This is a genomic window from Oceanivirga miroungae (assembly GCF_902505095.1).
In the GTDB taxonomy this organism is placed as follows: Bacteria; Fusobacteriota; Fusobacteriia; order Fusobacteriales; family Leptotrichiaceae; genus Oceanivirga; species Oceanivirga miroungae.
In genome coordinates, this window is sequence record NZ_CABWIB010000001.1 from 516,254 (window position 1) to 538,496 (window position 22,243).

General features: G+C 24.1%; 32 protein-coding genes. 30 read left to right on the forward strand and 2 right to left on the reverse strand.

Features of this window, described 5'->3' with window-relative positions:
- Nucleotides 1–98: 98 nt before the first annotated feature.
- From OMES3154_RS02605 to OMES3154_RS02735, 27 genes are all read left to right on the forward strand, one after another.
- Nucleotides 99–944 (forward strand): YitT family protein, encoded by an 846-nt coding sequence (locus tag OMES3154_RS02605; RefSeq protein ID WP_156683247.1) that lies wholly within the window; start codon nt 99–101, stop codon nt 942–944.
- A gap of 11 nt (nt 945–955) precedes the next feature.
- Entirely contained in the window at nt 956–1,189 is a 234-nt protein-coding gene (locus tag OMES3154_RS02610) for a DUF1858 domain-containing protein (protein ID WP_156683248.1), read from the forward strand.
- A 38-nt stretch (nt 1,190–1,227) separates the two neighbouring features.
- Nucleotides 1,228–2,595 (forward strand): phosphoglucosamine mutase, encoded by a 1,368-nt coding sequence (gene glmM / locus OMES3154_RS02615; RefSeq protein ID WP_156683249.1) that lies wholly within the window; start codon nt 1,228–1,230, stop codon nt 2,593–2,595.
- Complete coding sequence (locus tag OMES3154_RS02620; RefSeq protein ID WP_156683250.1) at nt 2,588–3,307, forward strand: class I SAM-dependent DNA methyltransferase; 720 nt, start codon at nt 2,588–2,590, stop codon at nt 3,305–3,307. The genes glmM and OMES3154_RS02620 overlap by 8 nt, the downstream gene beginning before the upstream one ends.
- Nucleotides 3,291–3,503, forward strand: coding sequence for an AtpZ/AtpI family protein (locus OMES3154_RS02625; RefSeq protein ID WP_156683251.1), 213 nt, complete (start codon nt 3,291–3,293; stop codon nt 3,501–3,503). The genes OMES3154_RS02620 and OMES3154_RS02625 overlap by 17 nt, the downstream gene beginning before the upstream one ends.
- Before the next feature lies 1 nt (nt 3,504).
- Nucleotides 3,505–4,695, forward strand: a complete 1,191-nt coding sequence (locus tag OMES3154_RS02630; RefSeq protein WP_156683252.1) for an aspartate kinase — start codon at nt 3,505–3,507, stop codon at nt 4,693–4,695.
- Between the two features lie 8 nt (nt 4,696–4,703).
- Entirely contained in the window at nt 4,704–5,039 is a 336-nt protein-coding gene (locus tag OMES3154_RS02635; RefSeq protein ID WP_156683253.1) for a hypothetical protein, read from the forward strand.
- Nucleotides 5,039–6,547 carry a carboxypeptidase M32 gene (locus OMES3154_RS02640; protein WP_156683254.1) on the forward strand — a complete coding sequence of 503 codons (1,509 nt, stop codon included), beginning with the start codon at nt 5,039–5,041 and terminating at the stop codon, nt 6,545–6,547. Before OMES3154_RS02635 ends, OMES3154_RS02640 begins: the two co-directional genes overlap by 1 nt.
- Nucleotides 6,548–6,549: 2 nt before the next feature.
- Entirely contained in the window at nt 6,550–7,110 is a 561-nt protein-coding gene (locus tag OMES3154_RS02645; RefSeq protein ID WP_156683255.1) for a hypothetical protein, read from the forward strand.
- Nucleotides 7,110–7,823 carry an epoxyqueuosine reductase QueH gene (locus tag OMES3154_RS02650; protein ID WP_156683256.1) on the forward strand — a complete coding sequence of 238 codons (714 nt, stop codon included), beginning with the start codon at nt 7,110–7,112 and terminating at the stop codon, nt 7,821–7,823. Before OMES3154_RS02645 ends, OMES3154_RS02650 begins: the two co-directional genes overlap by 1 nt.
- Nucleotides 7,824–7,867: 44 nt before the next feature.
- Nucleotides 7,868–8,692 (forward strand): rod shape-determining protein MreC, encoded by an 825-nt coding sequence (gene mreC, locus OMES3154_RS02655; RefSeq protein WP_156683257.1) that lies wholly within the window; start codon nt 7,868–7,870, stop codon nt 8,690–8,692.
- The gene (locus OMES3154_RS02660) at nt 8,685–9,164 is read left to right on the forward strand and encodes a hypothetical protein (RefSeq protein ID WP_156683258.1); all 480 of its coding nucleotides are present in this window, start codon (nt 8,685–8,687) and stop codon (nt 9,162–9,164) included. The genes mreC and OMES3154_RS02660 overlap by 8 nt, the downstream gene beginning before the upstream one ends.
- Nucleotides 9,152–9,739: a DNA repair protein RecO gene (recO, locus tag OMES3154_RS02665; RefSeq protein WP_156683259.1), complete on the forward strand. Its 588-nt coding sequence runs from the start codon at nt 9,152–9,154 to the stop codon at nt 9,737–9,739. The genes OMES3154_RS02660 and recO overlap by 13 nt, the downstream gene beginning before the upstream one ends.
- Nucleotides 9,740–10,195: a PTS sugar transporter subunit IIA gene (locus OMES3154_RS02670; RefSeq protein ID WP_156683260.1), complete on the forward strand. Its 456-nt coding sequence runs from the start codon at nt 9,740–9,742 to the stop codon at nt 10,193–10,195.
- A 1-nt stretch (nt 10,196) separates the two neighbouring features.
- On the forward strand, nt 10,197–10,655 hold the full coding sequence (gene nrdR, locus OMES3154_RS02675; RefSeq protein ID WP_156683261.1) for a transcriptional regulator NrdR: 459 nt from the start codon (nt 10,197–10,199) through the stop codon (nt 10,653–10,655).
- On the forward strand, nt 10,655–10,957 hold the full coding sequence (locus tag OMES3154_RS02680; protein WP_156683262.1) for a septum formation initiator family protein: 303 nt from the start codon (nt 10,655–10,657) through the stop codon (nt 10,955–10,957). Before nrdR ends, OMES3154_RS02680 begins: the two co-directional genes overlap by 1 nt.
- Entirely contained in the window at nt 10,938–11,432 is a 495-nt protein-coding gene (locus tag OMES3154_RS02685; RefSeq protein ID WP_156683263.1) for a hypothetical protein, read from the forward strand. The genes OMES3154_RS02680 and OMES3154_RS02685 overlap by 20 nt, the downstream gene beginning before the upstream one ends.
- On the forward strand, nt 11,432–12,577 hold the full coding sequence (locus tag OMES3154_RS02690; RefSeq protein WP_156683264.1) for an ABC transporter permease: 1,146 nt from the start codon (nt 11,432–11,434) through the stop codon (nt 12,575–12,577). Before OMES3154_RS02685 ends, OMES3154_RS02690 begins: the two co-directional genes overlap by 1 nt.
- Before the next feature lie 8 nt (nt 12,578–12,585).
- The gene (locus OMES3154_RS02695; RefSeq protein WP_156683265.1) at nt 12,586–13,221 is read left to right on the forward strand and encodes an ABC transporter ATP-binding protein; all 636 of its coding nucleotides are present in this window, start codon (nt 12,586–12,588) and stop codon (nt 13,219–13,221) included.
- A gap of 11 nt (nt 13,222–13,232) precedes the next feature.
- Entirely contained in the window at nt 13,233–13,520 is a 288-nt protein-coding gene (gene hpf, locus OMES3154_RS02700) for a ribosome hibernation-promoting factor, HPF/YfiA family (protein WP_156683266.1), read from the forward strand.
- Nucleotides 13,521–13,537: 17 nt separating this feature from the next.
- Nucleotides 13,538–13,978 (forward strand): PTS sugar transporter subunit IIA, encoded by a 441-nt coding sequence (locus OMES3154_RS02705; protein ID WP_156683267.1) that lies wholly within the window; start codon nt 13,538–13,540, stop codon nt 13,976–13,978.
- Between the two features lie 264 nt (nt 13,979–14,242).
- The gene (locus OMES3154_RS02710; RefSeq protein ID WP_156683268.1) at nt 14,243–14,659 is read left to right on the forward strand and encodes a hypothetical protein; all 417 of its coding nucleotides are present in this window, start codon (nt 14,243–14,245) and stop codon (nt 14,657–14,659) included.
- The gene (locus OMES3154_RS02715; protein ID WP_156683269.1) at nt 14,649–15,335 is read left to right on the forward strand and encodes a M48 family metallopeptidase; all 687 of its coding nucleotides are present in this window, start codon (nt 14,649–14,651) and stop codon (nt 15,333–15,335) included. Before OMES3154_RS02710 ends, OMES3154_RS02715 begins: the two co-directional genes overlap by 11 nt.
- A gap of 11 nt (nt 15,336–15,346) precedes the next feature.
- Nucleotides 15,347–15,850 (forward strand): thiol peroxidase, encoded by a 504-nt coding sequence (gene tpx / locus OMES3154_RS02720; RefSeq protein ID WP_156683270.1) that lies wholly within the window; start codon nt 15,347–15,349, stop codon nt 15,848–15,850.
- Between the two features lie 9 nt (nt 15,851–15,859).
- Entirely contained in the window at nt 15,860–17,236 is a 1,377-nt protein-coding gene (locus OMES3154_RS02725; protein ID WP_156683271.1) for an ABC transporter substrate-binding protein, read from the forward strand.
- 3 nt (nt 17,237–17,239) lie between these two features.
- Entirely contained in the window at nt 17,240–18,160 is a 921-nt protein-coding gene (locus OMES3154_RS02730; protein ID WP_156683272.1) for an ABC transporter permease, read from the forward strand.
- On the forward strand, nt 18,153–18,938 hold the full coding sequence (locus OMES3154_RS02735) for an ABC transporter permease (RefSeq protein WP_156683273.1): 786 nt from the start codon (nt 18,153–18,155) through the stop codon (nt 18,936–18,938). Before OMES3154_RS02730 ends, OMES3154_RS02735 begins: the two co-directional genes overlap by 8 nt.
- Before the next feature lie 20 nt (nt 18,939–18,958).
- Here the strand turns inward: OMES3154_RS02735 and OMES3154_RS02740 are convergent, their stop codons facing one another.
- Both OMES3154_RS02740 and OMES3154_RS02745 read right to left on the reverse strand, forming a co-directional pair.
- Complete coding sequence (locus OMES3154_RS02740; protein WP_156683274.1) at nt 18,959–19,297, reverse strand: hypothetical protein; 339 nt, start codon at nt 19,295–19,297, stop codon at nt 18,959–18,961.
- Between the two features lie 95 nt (nt 19,298–19,392).
- Entirely contained in the window at nt 19,393–20,469 is a 1,077-nt protein-coding gene (locus OMES3154_RS02745; RefSeq protein ID WP_156683275.1) for an AAA family ATPase, read from the reverse strand.
- A gap of 195 nt (nt 20,470–20,664) precedes the next feature.
- On the opposite strand from OMES3154_RS02745, the gene OMES3154_RS02750 reads away from it, so the two are divergent.
- Genes OMES3154_RS02750 through OMES3154_RS02760 form a run of 3 tightly spaced genes read left to right on the forward strand, consistent with a single transcriptional unit; the run spans nt 20,665 to nt 22,235 of the window.
- The gene (locus tag OMES3154_RS02750) at nt 20,665–21,396 is read left to right on the forward strand and encodes an ATP-binding cassette domain-containing protein (RefSeq protein WP_156683276.1); all 732 of its coding nucleotides are present in this window, start codon (nt 20,665–20,667) and stop codon (nt 21,394–21,396) included.
- Entirely contained in the window at nt 21,396–21,539 is a 144-nt protein-coding gene (locus tag OMES3154_RS02755; protein WP_156683277.1) for a hypothetical protein, read from the forward strand. Before OMES3154_RS02750 ends, OMES3154_RS02755 begins: the two co-directional genes overlap by 1 nt.
- On the forward strand, nt 21,540–22,235 hold the full coding sequence (locus OMES3154_RS02760; protein WP_156683278.1) for a GRP family sugar transporter: 696 nt from the start codon (nt 21,540–21,542) through the stop codon (nt 22,233–22,235).
- Nucleotides 22,236–22,243 lie beyond the last annotated feature (8 nt).

The following is a 22,243-nucleotide window of genomic DNA, read 5'->3' on the forward strand; positions in this document are numbered from 1 at the left end:
ATAATAAGGTATAATACTAGTGAGAGTCTAAAAAACTACTAGAACTTTTTTAATAAAAATTGTATAATTATATAAAAATTACAGATAGGAAATATACGATGAAAAAAAGAATGACAATAGATATAATATTAATATTTGCATCAGCACTACTTCAATCATATCTGATTGAAATAGTTGTAAAACACGCTAATTTAGTACCGATGGGATTTACTGGTTTATCAGTTTTAATACAGACAATATTTGCAAAGTTTAACATACATGTATCACTATCACTATTGCTAGTTTTATTAAATGCACCAGTTGCAATATTTTGTGCAAAACACATTAGTAAAAAGTTTACATTTCTATCAATTTTACAAATTTTACTAGTAGCATTTTTCTTAAAGATATTTAAGTTTACACCAATATCAAATAATGTATTTTTAGAAGTAGTTATTGGTTCGTTCATATATGGATTCTCTTCAGTTTTTGCATTAAAAGGAGAAGGATCAACAGGAGGTACAGACTTTATAGCCTTATATGTTTCTGAAAAAACAGGGAAAACTATATGGGGACATATTTTTATATTTAATGCAATAATAATCCTATTATTTGGATATAATGTAGGTTGGGAAGCAGCTGGATATTCAATAATATTTCAGTATATAATAACTATAACGATATCTAAATTCTATCTAAGATATGCTCGTCTAACTTTACAAATTATCACAAAAAAAGGTGATGAGGTATCAAAAGCATATATAAATGCAGTAGTACATGGAATGACAAAAACAAATGCAAAAGGATGCTATACACAAACTGATATTGATGTTTTATACACTGTAATATCAACTTATGAATTAAAAACAATAGTAAGTCTAATAAAACAAGTAGATCCAAATGCAATAATAAATGTAATAAAAACAGAAGAATTTTATGGTAACTTTATATTACCTACAATGTAAGAGGAGTAAAAATGAAAGAATACGTAAATGCAGAAATGAATATAATGGAAGCTGTTGAAGAATATCCAATAATAATGGAAGTTTTAATGAGATATGGCTTAGGTTGTGGTGGTTGTATCATATCTTCAGCTGAAACACTTTATGAAGGTATAGCAATACATGGATTAGATCCAGACATAATAATTGAAGAAATAAATATGATAATAGAAATGGAAGAAGAAGAAAATAAAAATGAGTCGAACTAGTTTTCTTCCATTTTTTTAATATACAAGGAGAGATAAATATGGCTAGAAAATATTTTGGTACAGATGGAATAAGAGGGGTTGCTAATAAGGATTTAAGTATAGACTTAGTTACAAATTTAGGATTAGCATTAGGATACTATTTAAAAACTATTATTAAAGAAGAAAGAAAACCAAGAGTTGTTCTTGGAACAGACACAAGAATATCTGGATATATGATAAGATCAGCACTATCAGCAGGGCTTACAGCAATGGGCGTTAACATTGATTTTGTTGGAGTTATTCCAACACCAGGAGTTAGTTTTTTAACAAGATATAAAGATGTTGATTTAGGAATTATGATATCAGCATCACATAATCCAATAACTGATAATGGAATAAAAATATTTAGTAAAGATGGATATAAACTAGAGGATTGTATAGAAGAAGAAATAGAAAAAATTATGGAAAATAAAGAACTTTTATACTCTAATTTAGCAGAAGCTTCTAAGTTAGGTAGATTTTCATTCAGTGAAGAAGATATAAACGCATACAGAAGATTTTTAAGAAATACAACAAAAACTAGTTTTAAAGGAAAAAAAATAGTAATAGATGCAGCAAATGGAGCTAGCTACCGTGTTGCAGCTAAAGTTTTTCAAAGCTTAGGTGCTGAAATTATAGCTATAAATAATATACCGAATGGTAAAAACATAAATGTAAATTGTGGATCAACTCACCCAGAATTATTACAAGAAATGGTAAAACTATATAAAGCGGATTTAGGACTTGCATACGATGGAGATGCTGATAGATTAATAGCAGTTGATGAGCTTGGAAATATTGTAAATGGGGACTTAGTAATAGCAATAATAGCTCTTAATATGAAAAAAAGAGGTACTCTTAATAATAATACAGTTGTTACTACTGTAATGAGCAATTTAGGATTTGAAAAATATTTAAATGATAATGGTATAAGATTAGTAAGAGCAAATGTCGGAGATAGATATGTTCTAGAAAAAATGAGACAACAATCTCTTAATTTAGGTGGAGAACAATCAGGACATGTAATAATACTAGACCATAATACAACTGGAGATGGAGTTTTATCAAGCATACAATTAGTAAGTAGTATTATAGAATCAGGTAAAAAATTAAGTGAGCTTGTATCTGATATTACATTATGGCCGCAAAGATTAGAAAATATAAAGGTAAGTAAGGAATTTAAAAATACTTGGAAGAAAAATTCTAAAATACAAGATGAAATAGATTTAGCTACTAAGAAATTAGCAAATAATGGTAGAATACTAATAAGAGAATCAGGTACAGAAAATTTAATAAGAGTTATGATAGAAGCAAATGATGAAAAATTGATTGATGAAATAATGGAGAGTATTTGCCAATTAGTAGAAAAGGAATCTAAAAATGCATAAAAATTTTTCAAAGATATATGATGAGTTTACAAAGTATGTCGACTATAAAGGTTGGTATATGTTTTTAAAAAGATATATAAAAAAAGATGGAAAAGTTTTAGATATAGGTTGTGGTACAGGTAGTTTACTTCAGTATTTCTATAACAATGGATACAAGGTAGTTGGTCTTGATATATCAGAAGATATGATAGAAGTAGCAAATAAAAAAAATGATAAAATAAGGTATATAGTAGATGATATAACTAGAAAAGACTTTATTTTAGATACTAAATACAAGTATGTAATGTGTAATTTTGATACAGTAAACTATTTTTCATCGTATGAGGATTTTGAAGCATTTGTAAAAAATGTATCAAAAATTCAAAATAATAATGCTCTTTTAATATTTGATTTAGTTAGTGAAGAAATTTTTTCTGAAATGTTTTATGATGATGTATTTATAGATGAAGAAGAAAATTACCTAGCTATTTGGCAACATGAAAAATTAGATGAAAATAGACATGAGATTTTAATAGATATTTTCTATAAAGAAGATAATATGTACAATAAATATGAGGAAAAACACATTAAATTCATATATGATTTAGATAAGATAGTAGAAATATTAAATAGAAATGATTACTATATTCATGATATGGCTAAAAATGAAAATTATGGAGAATCTAGAATTTTTGTAATAGCTAAAAAGGAGAAAAATGAAAAAAAACGATAATATGTTAAAATATTTTGTAATATCAACAAACTACATTTTCACCTTAGCCTCTCCTGTTGTATTAATGATAGTACTTTATTATGTATTTTCAAAATACGTATTTCATAAGGAGAATGACTTTATTTTAGTTATAATGATTATACTAGGAATTGTATCAGGTTATGTAAGTCTATATAAAGAAATAAAGGGGAAATAAGATGAAGGTATATAAATATGGTGGAAGTTCAGTTTCTGACATAGAAAAAATACAAAATATTAGTAAACATCTAAAAGAAGTTTCTAAAAATGAAAAAATAATAGTTGTGGTTTCTGCTATGGGTAAAACTACAAATAATTTAATTGAAAAAGCAAATATGATAACAACAAATCCTAATGTAAGAGAATTAGATAGACTAATGTCAATAGGTGAAATTGAAACTATTAGCTTACTATCAATAGCTTTAAATAACATAGGAGTAAAAGCAATTTCACTAACAGCTGATCAAATTAGTATAAAGACAACAGGAGAACATACAAAATCTCGAATAAAAAGTATAGATAAAAATATTTTAGAAAAATTTTTAGAAGAAAACGATGTATTAGTAGTAGCTGGTTTTCAAGGAATAAATGATAAAAATGAAATGACTACATTAGGTAGAGGTGGAAGTGACACAACAGCAGTAGCACTTGCTAGTGTATTTTCTGTAGATTGTCATATATATACTGATGTAGATGGAATATATACAATTGACCCTAGAGTATATGAAAATGCAAAAAAAATAGATGTTATTAGCTATGATGAAATGATGGAGTTAGCATATTTAGGTGCTGGAGTTATGGAAGCAAGAGCAGTAGAACTTGGGTACAAATATCTAGTTGATATATATGTTGAAAAGTCACTGTCTGATGTTAAAGGAACTTTAATAACTAGTAAGGAGAAAATAATGGAAGAAAAAGAAATTACAGGTATTTCTATAAATAATAATACCTTAATGGTTACAATAGATAATATAGCGACATATGCCAAAAATCTAGAGCCAATTTTTAGTATGGCAAGCAGCTTAGGAATAAGTATTGATATAATAAGTCATAATGATGTAGTAAGTGATAATGGAAGTATCGCTTTTATTGTACCAAGAACAGATTTAAACTTAGTTAACACTTTATTTTCAAACTTAAATTTAAAAAATTCTAATGTAATATTAAATGAAAAGATATCCAAAGTATCTTTAGTAGGAATTGGTATGGTAAATCGTGTAGGAATTATGAGTAAGATATTTAAAATATTAGCTGATAATAATTTAAGTTTTCATCAAATATCTAGTTCTGAGCTAAGTATTTCAATAGTAGTTGAAGAAAGTAATGCAAAAACTTTATCTAAGCTACTAGCAAAAGAATTTAACTTATAGGAGGGATTATGGATAGATACTTAATAACAGATGTTGATGTTGTATTAGAAGATGAAGATGGTTTAGTAGGAGCAGTATATACAAATGATAGATATTATTCTACATTAGAAGAAGCCTTAGAAGTGTATGATCCAGAAATCGTACTGTATGATGAAAATGGAGAATTATTAAATACTAATTCAATGGAATTAGAAATAATTGATGAAAATGATAATGCAAAAAGTTTAACAGAATTTTCTTTTGTTATAAGAGATAAAGATATAAAGGCGTTAAAGGAATTTTGTGATAAATTTAAAATGGCAAAAAAAGCTAAACAATTATTAGAAAAATGGAGTAAAAATTAATGGATAAAATGGAAAAGTTAAAAGAGTATATAAAAGTAGATGCAGCATATAATCATGCATTAGCACTACTATCATGGGATTTAGAAACAGAGGCAGCTAAAAATTCAGTTTCAGGTATTAGTGAAACTATTGAAGTTTTATCATCACTTCAGTATAAAAACTTAGTAAATGACGAATTTAAAAATCTTTTATACTCGATTGATGAAAATAGTTTAAGTGAACTAGATAAAAAAGTAGTAAGTGAACTTAAAAAATCAGTATTTGAAAAATTAAGTAAAATACCTGAAAAAAAATATTCTAAGTATAACTCGCTATTATCAGAATCTCAGGCTGTATGGGAAGAGGCTAAAAATACAAATAACTATGAGATATTTAAGCCATATTTAAAAGAAATAATAATGACAACAAAAGAGTTTATTAAATATAGAGGATATAACAAAAATCCATACAATGTCTTATTAGATGATTTTGAAGATGAATTAACAGTTAAAAAAGCAGATGAGTTTTTTGAAAAAGTAAAAAAAGACTTAGTTCCATTTGCGAAAAAGGTTTTAGATATAGAAAATAAAGAAATATTAAAAGCAAAAGAAAAATTAAATATGAAATTTGATATACAAAAACAAAAGGAGCTAGCTTATGAATTATCTCGTATAATGGGATTTGATTTTAATATGGGAGTACTAAAAGAAAGTGAACACCCATTTACAACAAATATGAATAATAAGGATGTTAGATTTACTACACACTATTATGAAAATGATGTATTTTCTTCATTTTATTCAATAACTCATGAAGTAGGGCACGCTATATATGAAGCTCAAATATCAGATGAAGTAGATAATACAAAAGTATTAGCAGGTGGATCTACTATGGGAATACATGAAGCTCAATCAAGATTTACAGAAAATGTAATAACAAAACATAAAGCATTTATGAAAACTGTAGTAAGATTATTAGAAAAATATTTTGATTTAAAATTAACTGAAAATGAAGCATATTTATTAGTTAACGAAGTAAAAAAACAGTATATAAGAACAGAGGCAGATGAACTTACTTATCCTATTCATGTACTAATCAGATATGAAATAGAAAAAGAAATTTTTTCTGATTTAGAAAGTGTTGTAGATGTAGAATATATTAAAAACTTATGGAATGATATGTATGAAAAATATTTAGGAATAAGACCTAGAAATGATAGTGAAGGAATATTACAAGATTCACATTGGTCAGCAGGATTATTTGGATATTTCCCATCTTATGCAATAGGAAGTGCATATGCTAGTCAAATGTATGAAGCCTTAACTAAAGTAGTGGATGTTAATAAAGCGTTAGAAAATGAAGACTTTACAGAAATAAATAAGTTTTTAAAAGAAAAAATTCATAAATATGGAGCATCTAAAGGGCCTAGTTTTTTAATTAAATCAGTATCTGGTGAAGACTTTAACCCAGATTATTATATAAACTATTTAAAAGATAAGTTTAGTAAAATATACGGTATTAAGGAGTAATTATGAAAAAAATACTATTAAGTTTAATAATTTTAATGTCAACATTAACATTTTCAATAACAGATTATTATAATATTAAAGAACTAAAATATGATGATAATACATATTATTTAGCAGATTCTAATGCAATTGATAACACGTATATACAAGAATACTTAAAAAAAGACGATAGCTTTCCTAATTATAAAGAACTAATATCAGTTTCATATATTAAGGATGGGGAAAATATAAAATTAAATGAATTAGTTCAAACTCAAATAGACTTTGTTGACTCACTTGGGATATTAAAGTTTGTAAATACTACACATACTTTTGAAAAAAATATTTTATTAGATGAGTTTTTAATTGAAAGTGGTACATATGAGTATGATATATATCATTATTTAAAAGATAATAATGGTGAAATAGTTTTACTTCAATATAGTTTACGTGAATATGTAGATAGTCAAGAAAAACATGAAAAATTTATAAATTACATAATAAATAATAGGGATGAAATGGTAGCTAAATTCAATAAGTTCGTAATTCATAAACTAAATGTTAAAAATATGGAGAATAAATAATGTTTGATGCAAATGATCTTATGAAAAAAATGAGACCAAATGAGAAAATAAATTACCATAAAATGTTAGAAGATATGATAAAGATTTGGAAGTCACATGATGAAAAACCTAAAGTAATACTTCATAGCTGTTGTGCACCATGTAGCACATATACACTAGAATTTATGTGTCAATATGCTGATATTACAATTTTATTTGCTAATAATAATATACATCCTGAATATGAGTATAGAAAAAGAGCAAATGAACAAAGAGTTTTTATTGAAAAATTTAACAAAGAAACTGGAAATAATGTTCTATATATAGAAGAAGAGTATCAACCAATGGAATTTTTTAAACTAGTTAAAGGACTAGAAAAAGAAAAAGAAGGTGGCCTTAGATGTGAAGCTTGTTTTGCATATAGACTAGATATTGTTGCAAAAAAAGCAAAAGAACTAAATTATGATTACTTTGGATCAGCTTTAACATTAAGTCCTATGAAAAATAGCCAGCTAATAAATAAAATAGGGTTTCACATACAAAGTATATATGCAACAAAATACCTACCATCAGACTTTAAAAAGAATAATGGGTACAAAAGATCTATTGAATTATGTGAAGTATTTGATGTTTATAGACAATGCTACTGTGGTTGCATATTTGCAGCTGATAAAGAAAAATATATGGACTCTTTTAATGAGGGTAAAAATTACGGATATAAAAAGCAATTTTAGCTACATATTTACTAGCTTATATGCTATAATTATTTGAGGTGTTTATGAGAAGTAGAAAAGATAATAAACTAATAAAGTATTTAATAAGTATAATAGTTATTTTAATGCTAGTTGTATTGCTAAAAAGACCGGCAAGTTCTATTTATAGCTATATAACTCAAAAGACTATAAAGCTAAATGATTTAATGATAAATTTTAAATCAAAAATATATACTGATATAGAAAAGTTTATTAAAAAAGAAGAAATGCTTTCTAATTTTGATAAGTATTTAGAAAAAATAGAAAAAAAAGAAGGAAAATATCAAAAATTAGAATTAGACTTAGTTGATTTAGAAAAATTAAAAAAAGAAAATAAAAAGCTAAAAGATTTACTAAATTTAAAAGAGGAACTATCATATGATGCGGTCGCAGCCAAGGTTATTTTAAAATCGGAACATGATGATGAATATATTTATATATCAAAAGGTAAAAATGAAGGTATAGAAGAAGATTTAGTGGTGATATATGATGCAAATATGATAGGTAGAATATATAAGGTGTATGACACATATTCAAAAGTTAAGTTGTTGGTTAATAAAACATCAAAATTAAGTGTTATAGTAAATAAAAAGGAATTAGGTATTTTAAGAGGTAATGGAAATTCTTTTTCAATAAATAACTATAACATAGATAAAAATAAGATAGATAAAACCTACGTGATAGAAAGTTCTGGTATTAGTAATAAAATACCTAAGGGTGTAAAAATAGGAACATTCAGTTTGAAAAATAAAGAAAGCTTTCTAGAAACAAAAGAACTAAGATTTTATCCAAATTATAATTATCTAGATATGGATTATGTACTAATATTAAAGGAGAAAAAAGGTGAATAAATTAAAATATTTAATATTTTTAGTTAGTTTAAATGCTTTTTCACTTAGTTTTTTTAATAATGATTTTAAGGCAACTATAAAAGAAACAAATATAAAAGGTATAAAAGAATATACCATAGACTATACGCCAAATAAGATAATAGTAGAAATTATTAGTTCTGGTGTGAATAAAGGTGAAATATATACATACAAAAATAATAAAAAAAGTATATATTATCCAATTATAGATGAAGTTGTAGAGCAAGAATATGCAAATGAGGATAATGATATAATATTAGCTCTAGCAACTTTAAAAGATATAGAAAAAACTACAGAAAAAGATGAAAAAAAATATATAGTTGAAAATGACAAAATAAAAAAAATTGTAGCTAAAAACTATGTAATAATCTTTTCTTACGATAAAGAAGATAGAATAGAAAAAATATTATTCGATAACTATAATGAATTAAGAGAGTATGAATGGAAATACTAAAAGATACTGCACTTGTTTTAAAAAGAAAAAATGTTAATGATTCTAATGTTAGTGTTGTTTTATATACTAAAAATCATGGTAAAATATCTTGTATAGTTTATGGAGTTAGAGCTAATAATAAAATGGAAAAAATCAGTTTAAATCCAATTAACTATATCAATGTAGAAATAAGTAAAACAAACGACAATTATGTAATAAGATCTTATGATTTACTGAAGTATTATAAAAATATATATGAGAATATAGATAAATTAGAAATAGCAATGTATATAGTTTATGTATTAAATAAGGTACTTATATATATGCAAAAAGAAGAGAAAGTATATAAAAGAACAATAGATGCACTAACATTTATTGATAATATAGAAAGTCAAAAAATAAAGGATAATAAAATTAGATATAAAATTATTATCTCATACTTAAGAAAAATCATAAATGATTTAGGAATATATGATGAAAAATTATTATTATCTGATTTAGATAGTTATTCTAGCTTAAAAAAACTTGAAAACTATTTAAATAACTATTTAAATTTAGATATTGATTATAAGAAAATAGCAATAGGGGGAAATTAAATGAAAATAATGGATTGTTTAGATGTAAATGCAATTAATTTAGATATAAAATCTAAGGAGAAAAATAAGGTTTTAAAAGAACTATTTAGTGGACTTTCTAAAAATGAGGCAGTATTAGATGAAAAAAAATGTTTTGAAGATATACTAGAAAGAGAAAAAATGGGAAGTACTGGTATAGGAAAAGGTGTTGCAATTCCTCATGCTAAAACAGAAGCAGTAAATAAGATAATAATGACAATAGGTATAGCAAAACAAGAAATAGAATATAAATCAGCTGATGAAGAAAATGTAAAAATATTATTTATGTTCTTAACTCCAGTAAATATGTCACAAGAATATTTGATTTTATTAGCTAAAATATCAAGATATGTAAGAGAAGAGAAATTTAGAGAAGCACTACTTAAGTGTGAAACAAATGAAGATGTATTAGAGGTTATAAACTCAAAGGAAAATTAAAATGAGATGTATTGTATGTAAAAGTGAAGATACTGGTGTAATAGATTCAAGAGTTATAGGAAATCAAGTAAAAAGAAGAAGAGAGTGTAAAAACTGTGGTAAAAGATTTACTACGATTGAAATTGCAATATTACCTAGTATTACTGTTATTAAAAGTGACGAGTCAAAAAGAATTTTTGATAGAGAAAAATTAAAAAAAGGGATTTCAAGAGCTTTTAATAAAATAGAATATACTGATGAGCAAATTGATGAGTTAGTTGATGATATAGAAAATGAAATAAGAGATAATTATGGTACTACAGTGAAAAGTAGTGATATAGGGAAAATAGTATTAGAAAAACTAAAAAATATAAATGAAGTTTCATATATTAGATTTGCATCAGTGTATAATAAATTTTTAGATATTAGTAGTTTTATAGAAACTATTAATGATCTAAAATCAGATAAGGTGAATAAATAATGAAAAAATCAATTTTTTTTCTATTAATTGCTTTAGGCTTTATATTAATCATTGCAATAATTTACCCAATAAAAACTAAAAGACAAAAAATACAAAGAGAATCAATAAAAACTAAAGTTTATCAAATGAGAATAAAAGAAGAAAAGGAAAAAAATGATAAACTTAAAAATGAAATATTATCTATAAATGAAAAAAATAATATAGAAAAAATATCAAGGGAAAATCTTAATATGGGTAAAAAAGGCGAAAAAGTATATATATTTTTAAATGATGAGGATGATGATGAAAAAGAGAATAAATAATTTAAAACTTAAAGAAATCTTAGAAAAAGTTAATCAATTTGAGATAAAAGAAATAAGTAAAAAAAAAGTGTATAGAGTATCAACATATTATTTAATAAAATCTTTAATATTTTTAGCTGTAATATCAGCAGCTATTATTTTAAGTGTATTAAATATGAAAAAAATAAATTTTTTAGTTATATTTTTACTAGTATTTTTATCTGTTTATGTAGTTTATTCTATATATTATCTTTTTTCATATACGATGATAATAGATGAAAATAAGCTTATTATAAAAAAGCAAGTTATAGAACTAGACAAGATAACTAGTATAAATTTAGCTTATTCAAGTGTTGCAAGTTCTAAATTAGAAGAAGCACTAAAAATAGTTGTAGATAACAAAAAAGAATATGTTTTAAGATTAAATATTAAAAATAATATTGAATTTATAAAACAAATTTCCAAAATATCTAAAGTTAATGTTGGTATAGAATAATGATTGAAATATTTATAGCAATAAGACATTTAGTAAAAAGAAGATTTCAAACTATAATATCAGTAATTGCAATTAGTTTAGCCCTTATAATATTTATAACATCATTAGCTGTATCAGATGGACTTACTAAAAACACACTAAACTCAATTTTATCTTTAAATCCACACTTAACAGTTAAGTTTTTTAAACAAAATGAGGGTGATTATGAAAAATTACTAAATGATTTAGATTCAGATATTATAATTGATAAAAAAGCTACAATTGATATTAAAGGCTTTATTAAATACAATGGGATTGACATTATTCCAATAATAAAGGCTACAAATTTAGAAAATAAAAAACTTGAGATTGTAGAAGGTAAATTAGATAATAGTAAAAACTATATAATAATGGGTGAAAAGCTAAGAAGTTCAATAGGAGCTAATATTGGAGATAAGATTAGTGTTTTAGATATTAAGGGTAAAGAAATAAGATTAAAACTAGGTGCTACATTTAAAACAGGATTTTTACCATATGATAGTAATTTAGTTATAATACCGTTAAAAGTTGGTATGATATTAAATGAAGAAGGAAATACGGTAAGCTCATTAGATATTAGCGTTAAAAATCCATCTGATGTAAAAGTATTAAATGAATTAAAAATGGATATATTTAATAAATACGAAAATACTTATTCATATACTTGGGCTGAAGAAAATGCTAATTTACTACAAGCTATTAAATTAGAAAAATTTATACTAATAGTAATACTTAGCTTTTTAGTGCTAATAGCAAGCTTTGTTGTAGCGATAATACTAAATATCTCTGTAAGGGAGAAAACAAATGATATAGGTATATTAAAAGCTTTTGGTTATACAAAAAAGAGCATACTAAAAATATTTGTATTTGAAGGCCTAGTAGTAGGAATTTTAGGAATAATTGTTTCAATAATTTTAAGTCCTATTGTAATAGCTTTACTAAGAATTATTGCAAAAAATATTTTAGAGTCAACTTACTATATTAAAGGTTTACCAATAGAGATAAATATACATGAAATAATAATAATATATGTAGTATCATTAGTAATAATTTTTGTAGCTTCTATAATGCCTGCTATAAAAGCAGCTAAACTTGATACAGCTCAGGCAATAAGATTTAATTTATAGGGGTTCATATGGAAGTATTAAAATTAGAAAATGTTAGTAAGCATTTTAAAACCAAGATAGAGGATATAAAAGTTTTAGATAATATAAATTTAGTAGTAAATAAAGGAGATTTGATTAGTATTCAAGGAAAATCAGGAAGTGGGAAAACAACTCTACTTAATATATTAGGCTTGCTTGATACTAATTTTCAAGGTAAAATAATGTTAGAAGGAAACAAAATAGAAAGTATAGGATTTGTATTTCAATTCCATCATTTGTTACCTGAATTTACAGCTATTGAAAATGTAGCATTGCCTTTATTAAGAATAGATAAAAATAAAAAAGAAGTATTTAAAAAAGCAGAAAAATTACTAGAATTAGTTGGATTAGAAGATAGAAAAAATTTTTATCCAAACGAATTAAGTGGAGGTCAAAAACAAAGAGTAGCAATAGCTAGAGCAATGATAAATGATCCTAAAGTTATTTTAGCAGATGAACCAACAGGGAATTTAGATGAGGAAAACAGCAAAATAATAAATGATCTTTTTTTAAAAATTAATAAAGAAGAGAATAAAGCGATAATAATTGTAACACATAGTATAGAACTAGCAAATATTGCAAAAAGAAAATATATATTAAAAAATGCTAGTTTGCATGAAATATAGGAGGGGTATTTATGAAAATTATTATTAGTGGTAAGCATATTGATTTGACAGAAGCAATTAAATCATATATTAACGAAAAAATATCTAAGATAGAAAAGTATGAAGAAGAAATCAGTGAGGTTGATGTGGTAATTGAAGTAGATAAAGATGTACAAAAAGTTACAGCTACTGCATATCTAGCTGGTAAAACTTTAAGAGCAGAAGATGAAAATAAGGATCTATATACAGCTATTGATAAATTAAGTGATAAACTAAATACTCAAGTTAGAAAATATAAAGAAATACATAGTAAGCATTAGTCAAGAAAGGTGAGAAGATGAATAAAGTCTCGGATGTGGATACGATAGTACTGGATTTAGATGTAAAGGACAAAATCGATATTTTTAAATTGGTAGCAAAAAAAGCAAAAGAACTAAATATTATTGAAGATGAAGAAAAAGTAATAGAAGAATTTATTGAAAAAGAGAAAGATACAGAAACATATTTAGGTAGTAAATGTGCTATGCCACATATAAAGACAAATATAATAGGTTCTAGTGTCATATTTTACATTAGATTAAAAAATGAAATGCTTTGGTCAGGAAAAGATAGTGCAAAATATATTTTTCTAATAATTTCTAATAGAGAAGATGTTGAAAAGCACTTAAAATTACTAAGATTAATTTCTAAAATTATAATGAAAAATGATATATTAAAAATCTTTAAAGAATCAGATGATACGCTTAAGATTTCTAATACTATAAATGAAATTGAATAAGATATTATTAATAAAAGCCTAAGGGGTTAGTTAGTCACCTAAGGCTTTTATTTTTAATTTTGTGGAAACAATTGTTTCTAATTCAGATCTCTCTAGATTTTTAAGATTGCTCCTTTAATTAAAGTGTTTTACATAAGTTTCACAATAAGCAACTATAATATAAAACAAGTATGGTAGTATTAAATAGTAGTCAGAAATCTTTAGTTTTCTTGCTAATTTTTATAAAATAACATATAATTTAGTTATAAATACAAGGAGAAAATGATGGAAATAATTATTTATACAGTACTATTTATACTATTTTTAAATATATCTGTATTAGTTTACAGAATTATTAAAAAGTACTTAGAAAAGGAAGATATTAGGTTTTGTAAAAATCAATTTATAGTAAATAATAAAAGGGTATATGATCTAAAAAGTGATGATTTTAATTTACAGTTTAATAATTTAGCTCTAGCTATGGATATTAATTTTAGGCATTTTGCTTTAATTAAAATAGATCTTGTTATAAATGAAAAAAATCAAAAAAATAAAATAAGGAATTTAAAAAATGCTATAAATATTTTAAGAAGATTAAAAGAATATAATTTTAGATATTATAGTTTACTAATTTCAAGTTATTTTAATGGGAATAAAGAGTTGATAGAGGCATTGGAAAGAGAAATAAATAATGGAGAATAAATCTTTAATATTAGGTTATACAGTTGTTAGAAAAAAAATAAAGAATATCAATTTAAGAATAGATTCTAACCTAAATGTATATATATCAGCACCACTTAATCTAGATGACTACCAAATAGAAAAGTTTATTATATCTAAAAAAGCTTGGATAGATAAAAATATTAAAAGGTTTAGTGATTATAAGGATATAAATAAAAATTTAGATACTTACGAGAATGATTCATATATATTTTTTTATGGAGGTAAGTATAGATTAGTATTAAAAATTGGTGAAAAAAACATTGAATTTAATGATGATGATATAGTAATAACTAATAAAATAATTGATAAAGAAAGTATAAAAAAAATAATATATACTGATTTATACTACCCAAAAGCTAGAAAGCTTTTTGTAAAAAGGTTAGATTATTATTTAGAATTAATGTCAGAAAAAAAAGATATTAACTTAAAAATATCTAATATTAAATCAAAATGGGGTTTATGTATCCCTCAAAAAAGAGAAATAAGGTTAAATATAGACCTTATGAAAAAAAGTATAGAAGAAATTGATTCAGTAGTTGTCCATGAGGTAGCACATCTAAAACACCCAAATCACAGCAAGAATTTCTATAATGAAATAGATAAATATTTTAAAAATTATAAAGAAGTAAATAAAAAATTAAATAGTAGAATATGAAAAGAGGAAATATGAAAAAAGTTATTATGAAAGGTCATGAAATTAATTTATTAGGAAAAACATTAAACGTAGGAGATATTGCACCAGATTTTACTGTATTAGATCAAAATCTAAATGAAGTTAAATTAAGTGACTATAAAGGTATACCAGTTATAGTTAGTACATTTCCATCTATAGATACAGGAGTTTGTGCTATACAGGCAACTAAATTTAATAATGAAATATCAAAATTTTCAAATAAGGCAAAACTAATATTAGTTTCAAATGATTTACCATTTGCACTTCATAGATATTGTGGCGCTAATGGTATAGATAATGCAATAGTTACATCAGCTCACAGAGACGAAGTTTTCGCAAGAGATTATGGAGTTTTATTAGATCAAATAAGATTGTTAGCTAGAACAGTGTTTATAATAGATAAAAGTGGGAAACTTGTATACAAGGAAATTGTTGAAAATGTATCAAATGAACCAGACTATAATAAAGCTCTATCTGTATTAAATGAAATAATATAAGGGGGAGAAATGAAAAAACTTATATCAACATTATTTCTATTTTTAAGCCTATTAGCTTGTGGTTCAAAAACAGATAATCAAGCTATAACAACAGCAATTAAATCAGATATAGATTCTATGAGTCCATATAAAATGCATGCAACAGGTACAAAACAAATCATGTATAATGTATATGAAGGATTACTTATGCCTGATGTTAAAGGTAAATTAAAATTAGCAATAGCAAAAGATATGAAAATATCAGATGATATGAAAACATATACATTTGAAATAAGAGACGATGTATATTTTCATAATGGTGATAAATTAAAATTAAGTGATGTAATATTCTCATTAAATAAAATTAAAGAATTAGGAATAGAAAAATCATTTTCTAATATAGATGATATATCTGAAAAAGACGGTAAGCTTGTTATTAAGTTAAATAAAATAGATGCTTCATTTATTTACTCTTTAATAAAACCAATAGTAGATGAAAAAACTTACGATAATATAGAAAAAACTGCTAATGGAACAGGTCCATACTATATTTCAGAATACTTAAGAGAAAATAAGTTAGTATTTACTAGAAATGATAAATATTATGGTAAAAAAGCCAATATTAAAACTATAAATATGGATATATTAACTGATGAAGATACAAGTATTTTAAATCTTTTAAGTGGAAAGTATAATTTCTTATTTGAAGTATCAACAAAAAGAGTAGAAGATTTAAAAGATAAGAAAATAGTAACACACCCTGAAAATATGTTATTTATTATGGGAATAAATAATAAAAGATTTGATAAAGATTTAAGAGCAAAACTTGTAAGCGCATTAGACAATAAAGATATAATATCAAAAGCAACTGCGAATTACGCAACAGAACTTAAGACTAAAAAAATAAATATTGAGAAAAATGCACTTGAAGGTAAGGAATTTAATTTAAAAATACCAAGTAATTACAAGATATATATAATATCAGCTCAGGTTATAAAAGAAGAATTAGAAAACTATGGTGCTAAGGTAAATATAATACCTCAAGAGTTTGCGACATGGTTAAAAGAAGTTTATAAAGATAGAGACTATGATTTAACAATAATTGGATTATCAGGTAAGCTTGATAAAGAAGATACATATAAAAGATTTGTAAGTACATATGCAAAGAACTTTTTAAATTTTAGTAATAAAGAATACGATGAAATTATAGAAAAGGCAAGTTATACAGTTGATACAGAAAAAAGAGATAATTTATATGAAAAAGCATATGATGTACTTATAGATAATTTTGCAGCTGGTTTTATAATGGACCCAGCTCTAACAACAGTTATGGATAAAAATATACAAGGATTTAGTGAATATACAATTCCATATGTAAATTACAGTACTTTAAAATTTGGAGAATAAATAATGTATTATATAAAAAAATTATTAAAAGGAATACTTAGTACTTATATAATTTCTACGGTAACATTTTTTCTAATATCATTAATACCAGGCGATCCTGCTTTAATGATATTAGGAATAGATGCAAATATAGAGGAGTTAGAAAGGTTTAGACAAAGTTTTGGACTTGATAAAAATATATTTGTAAGATATATTGATTGGCTATATTCTTTAATTAAAGGAGATTTTGGAATATCTTATAGATACAATTTACCAGTTAAAGAATTAATAGCTGAAACATTACCAGTTACTATATTAATTACGATTATTTCACTTTTAATAATTTTTTTTACATCTGTTGTTTTTTCGTTTTACTTAAATAAAATAAAAAGTAAGACATTAAAAAAAATATATGAAATAATTTTAGGTATTAGCATATCTATTCCTACATTTTGGTTAGGGGTAATATTTATATTTGTATTTTCAATAATACTAAAACTATTTTATATAGGATATAATGGAACAGTATCATCTATTGTTTTACCTTGTGTAATAATATCAATTCCGTATATAGGAATAATGACAATAAATTTAAAAGAAAACTTATATAACGAAGAAAGACAAGATTATGTAAAATTTCTATACTCTAACGGTATATCAATAAGATATTTAAATCTATATACTCTAAAAAATGCAATTATAACAACAATACCTTTATTTGGTATAATATTAATTGATTTAATTACAGGAGTAGTTATTGTAGAAAAAATATTTGCAATACCAGGAATTGGTAGATTATTACTGAGTTCAATTTCAAATAGGGATATTAGATTATTGCAAGGGCTTATTGTATATACTTCATTATGTGTTATTGTTATAAATATTTTAATAGATTATTTATATGGTATTTTAGATAAGAGAATTAGAGTTGATAAACATGAGTAAGAAAAAACTAAAGTATATGATGTATATAATATTTTTACTATTAATTATATATTTTCTAAAAAATCCATATAAATTAAGTGATAATATTTTAAAAGCACCAAGTTTTAATAATTTTTTAGGAACTGATGATTTAGGACGTGATATATACAGTAGACTTGTGATGGGTACATTTAATAGTATTTTTATTGTAATTATTTCAATAGGATTAGCAAGTATTATTGGTAATATAATAGGACTACTCTCTGGTTATTATGGAGGATTTATAGACTATATAGTATCACAATTTATAGAAATGATTTTATCAATTCCAGGAATACTAATAGCAGTAGCAGTAGTTGTAATAGTAAGAAAAGCATTTTTATCGTTAGTATTAGCTTTAATAATAATGTATTTACCTCTTATTATAATGTACACAAGAGGGCTTGTAATAAAAGAAAAAAGCAAGGAATATATAACAGCAAATAAGACGTATGGGGTTAGTAATTACAGAATAATAACTAAGCATATTTATAGAAATATAAGAAAGTATATTTTTGTTAACTTTGGAATAAATTTTTCAAAAGGAATACTAACTGAAGCTGGTCTAGGCTTTCTAGGTATAGGATTAGATCCTAGCACACCGACACTTGGTAATATGTTAAATGCTTCTCAATCCTATTTTATAAGTTCACCATGGTTTACAATTTTTCCTGGTCTAGTTATAATTTTTATAGTATATAATGTAAGAAAGTTATCAAATATTAAAGAAGTAAGAAATAATAAGATGAAATCAAAATAAAACTAGCGTATCGCTAGTTTTTATTTAATCTTAATTTTGCTACTTGAATTAAATATATTTTCTTCTCTTATCCACAATTTATTAATTGAAAACTTTTTAGATTCTAGTTTTTCTAAGATATTACTACAATTTATAAAATCTTTTTTAAAATTACTATTTGATTTTGAATTTAATAGCTCTTTTATTTGCTTAATATTTGTGCAGTAGATTAACTCGTCTTCTAAATTTTCAATTTGTTTTATAAAATAAATATCACTAATATTTTTGTTTTTCTTTAATTTATTTATATTTTTTTCAAGAGTTTCTGTAATGACTATAGTATCTTTTAGAATTCTTATTAAAATTGAATTACTAATCACCTTATTTATAACATTATGTATCTTTATTTTTCCTGATACTATATATTGCTTTTATTAATTTTTATTCGGTTTCTCCTTCAACTAGATAATAATACTTATTGTTTTTCATTTTTTAATTCTTCCTCCAACTCATCAATAAGGTTTAAATTAGGCGAAAAATCGAAAACATCATTTAATACCGCATTTTTTAAAGAAACATTGTTTTTCTTTATAAAGTTTTCTGGGTGTATAACAGTAATTATTTTTTCTTTTTTAAAGAAGTTAAATGTATGTACTGGAAGGTTCATATCCAGTATATCTAGATTGTGGGTTGTAAAAAAAAGTTGAGTATTTTTCTTCAATAGTTGAATCATTAGTGCAAGTACTGATATTTCTATTTCAGAGTTAATATAAGAAAATTTTTCATCACAGTAATATAATCCGGTATAATCTTTATATATCATAGATATTAGTGCAGATATATTTATACCACTTTTTGTTCCACTAGATAGTGTAGAATTGTCTACTACTTTTCCATTTTGAACAATTACTTGTCTATCACTAAATTTTATTGCATATGCCTTATCAATTTGATTTAATGCATAAACTTTTTCAATGTTATTATCTAAAGTTTTAAGAATATTATTAAACATTTTTATGTCAATATTATTTAAAAAGTCATCTTCAGAAAATGTGAAAAACCAGCCATCTATCTTTATTTTTTTTAGATTTTCAGTGTACGTTAGTGTATCATTAGATATTTTTTTGTATTTAATGCGACACTTTTCATAAGTATCAGTCTTATTTATTTTTGATTTGAAAATATTTATAAAAACTTTTTCGTCACCCATATATTCACCTTCTAATTTATATAAATAATCTAAGTCTGTAGCATTAACAAACTCTATGCTAAATTTAAGTGGATTATTTTTATTACTATGAAATTTATCTAAAAAAAGAAGATCTCTTTTGTTAATGAAATTAAATATATTAATTATTGCTTTTCCAAATGTTGTTTTACCTGTTGCATTTGTTCCAATTAAAATATTAACTCTTTTATATCTAAAATTAGGTTTATCACTTAAATATTCATACTCAATTGTAGAATTAACAATTTTTTTAGGATACGAAAAATTTAATTCAAAATTTTTGAATGAGTAGATATTATCTAATTTTATATTCATTATAACCATTTTTATCGCCTTCTTATTAGTTCAAATTATTTGAACTAATTATATATATTTTTTTGACGTTTTTGTCAATGTTTTTGATATTTTAATATATAAATATTCAAAAGTAAGGTAATAAGATGCTATTTTTTTGTTTTATAAAATTTTGAAAATATGGTAAAATGAAATGTAAAAATAAATACTTAAAAGGAAATTAAAATGCAAAAAGAAATAGAGATAAAAAATTTAAATCTTAGTATTGATGATGAATTACTACTAAAAAATATAGATTTAGAAGTAAATGAAAATGAAATAGTTGGTATTTTAGGTGAGAGTGGAAGTGGTAAAACATTAACAGTAAAATATATACTAGGGATTTTACCTACAAGATCAGATATAAAGGTAGAAAAATTTGAAAGAGTAAAAGAAATTGGAGTAGTATTTCAAAATGCTTTTACCTTATTAAATCCAACTATAAAAATTAAAACCCAATTAAAACATTTATATGTATCTAAATACAAGACAAAGGAAGGTTTTTTTGAAAAAATAGACTTCTTATTTAAAAGAGTAGGATTAGATGATACAAAAAAATATTTAAATAAATACAGTTTTGAAGCAAGTGGTGGTGAAAATCAAAGAATAGCAATAGCAGCTAGTTTAATATCAGATCCTGGCTTATTTATAGCTGATGAGATAACAACAGCACTAGATACCAATTCAAAACAAGATGTTATAAATTTATTAAAAGATATACACCAAAAAGAAAAAAGATCAATTTTATTTATAACACACGAAATAAATTTGATGAGAAATTTTGTTGATAGAATTTATGTCATGTATAATGGAGAAATTATTGAAAAAGGAACTTGTAGTGAGATTTTTAATAATCCAAAACATGAATACACAAAAGAATTAATAAAATTAGCAAATAGATATTACGAGGAGAAATAATGAATTATATATTACTTTTTATGCCAGCAATATGCTTAGGTAGTTTATTTATAATAATAGGATTAATAAAATTAGAAGATAAAAGAGCAATTTTAAGTACGGCCATTGGAGCATTAGTAGCTTCATCTGTTTTTTTTAATTAAATGACATTGTTATCAAGTGCTGTGGGAATATTTTGTGGATTTATGTGGGTTATAGGATTTTATTACCAATTAAAAGTTTTTTCAAAAGTTGGAGCTAGTGTCGCTGTACCTCTTACAAATGGATTACAACTTTTATTTGCCAGTATATTATCATTAACAATATTTAGTGAAATAGTAGGTTTAAAAAACATTGCTTTTTTATTTGTATACATGATAATTTTAGTAATTGGTATAATTTTTGTGTCTAAAAAGGAAAATAATATTGAAAGTAAGAGTATGGATAAAACCCTATATATAGATGCAGTAATTTCATCAATTGCCTTTATAGTTTTTATGAGTACAAATAAGATATTTTCATTATCTTCATATTCATTATTCTTTCCTCAAACAATAGGAATGAGTTTAGGGGCTTTATACATTAATAAAGAAAATATAAAAAGCCTTGTAAATAAAAAGGCAATAATGGCAACTATTACAGGATTTATTTGGTTTTTAGCTAATTTTTCTATGCTTTTATCAATAGAAAATTTCGGTTTAGGGATTACTATTGCAATGGTACAATTTAATATAGTTGTATCAGCTATATTGTCAATTTTAATTTTAAAAGAGAAAAAAACTAAAAAAGAATTAATATATTTAGTATTAGGGATACTTTGTATAGTATATGCAGGGGTTAGTATAGCGCTTATTAAGTAGGAGGGAAG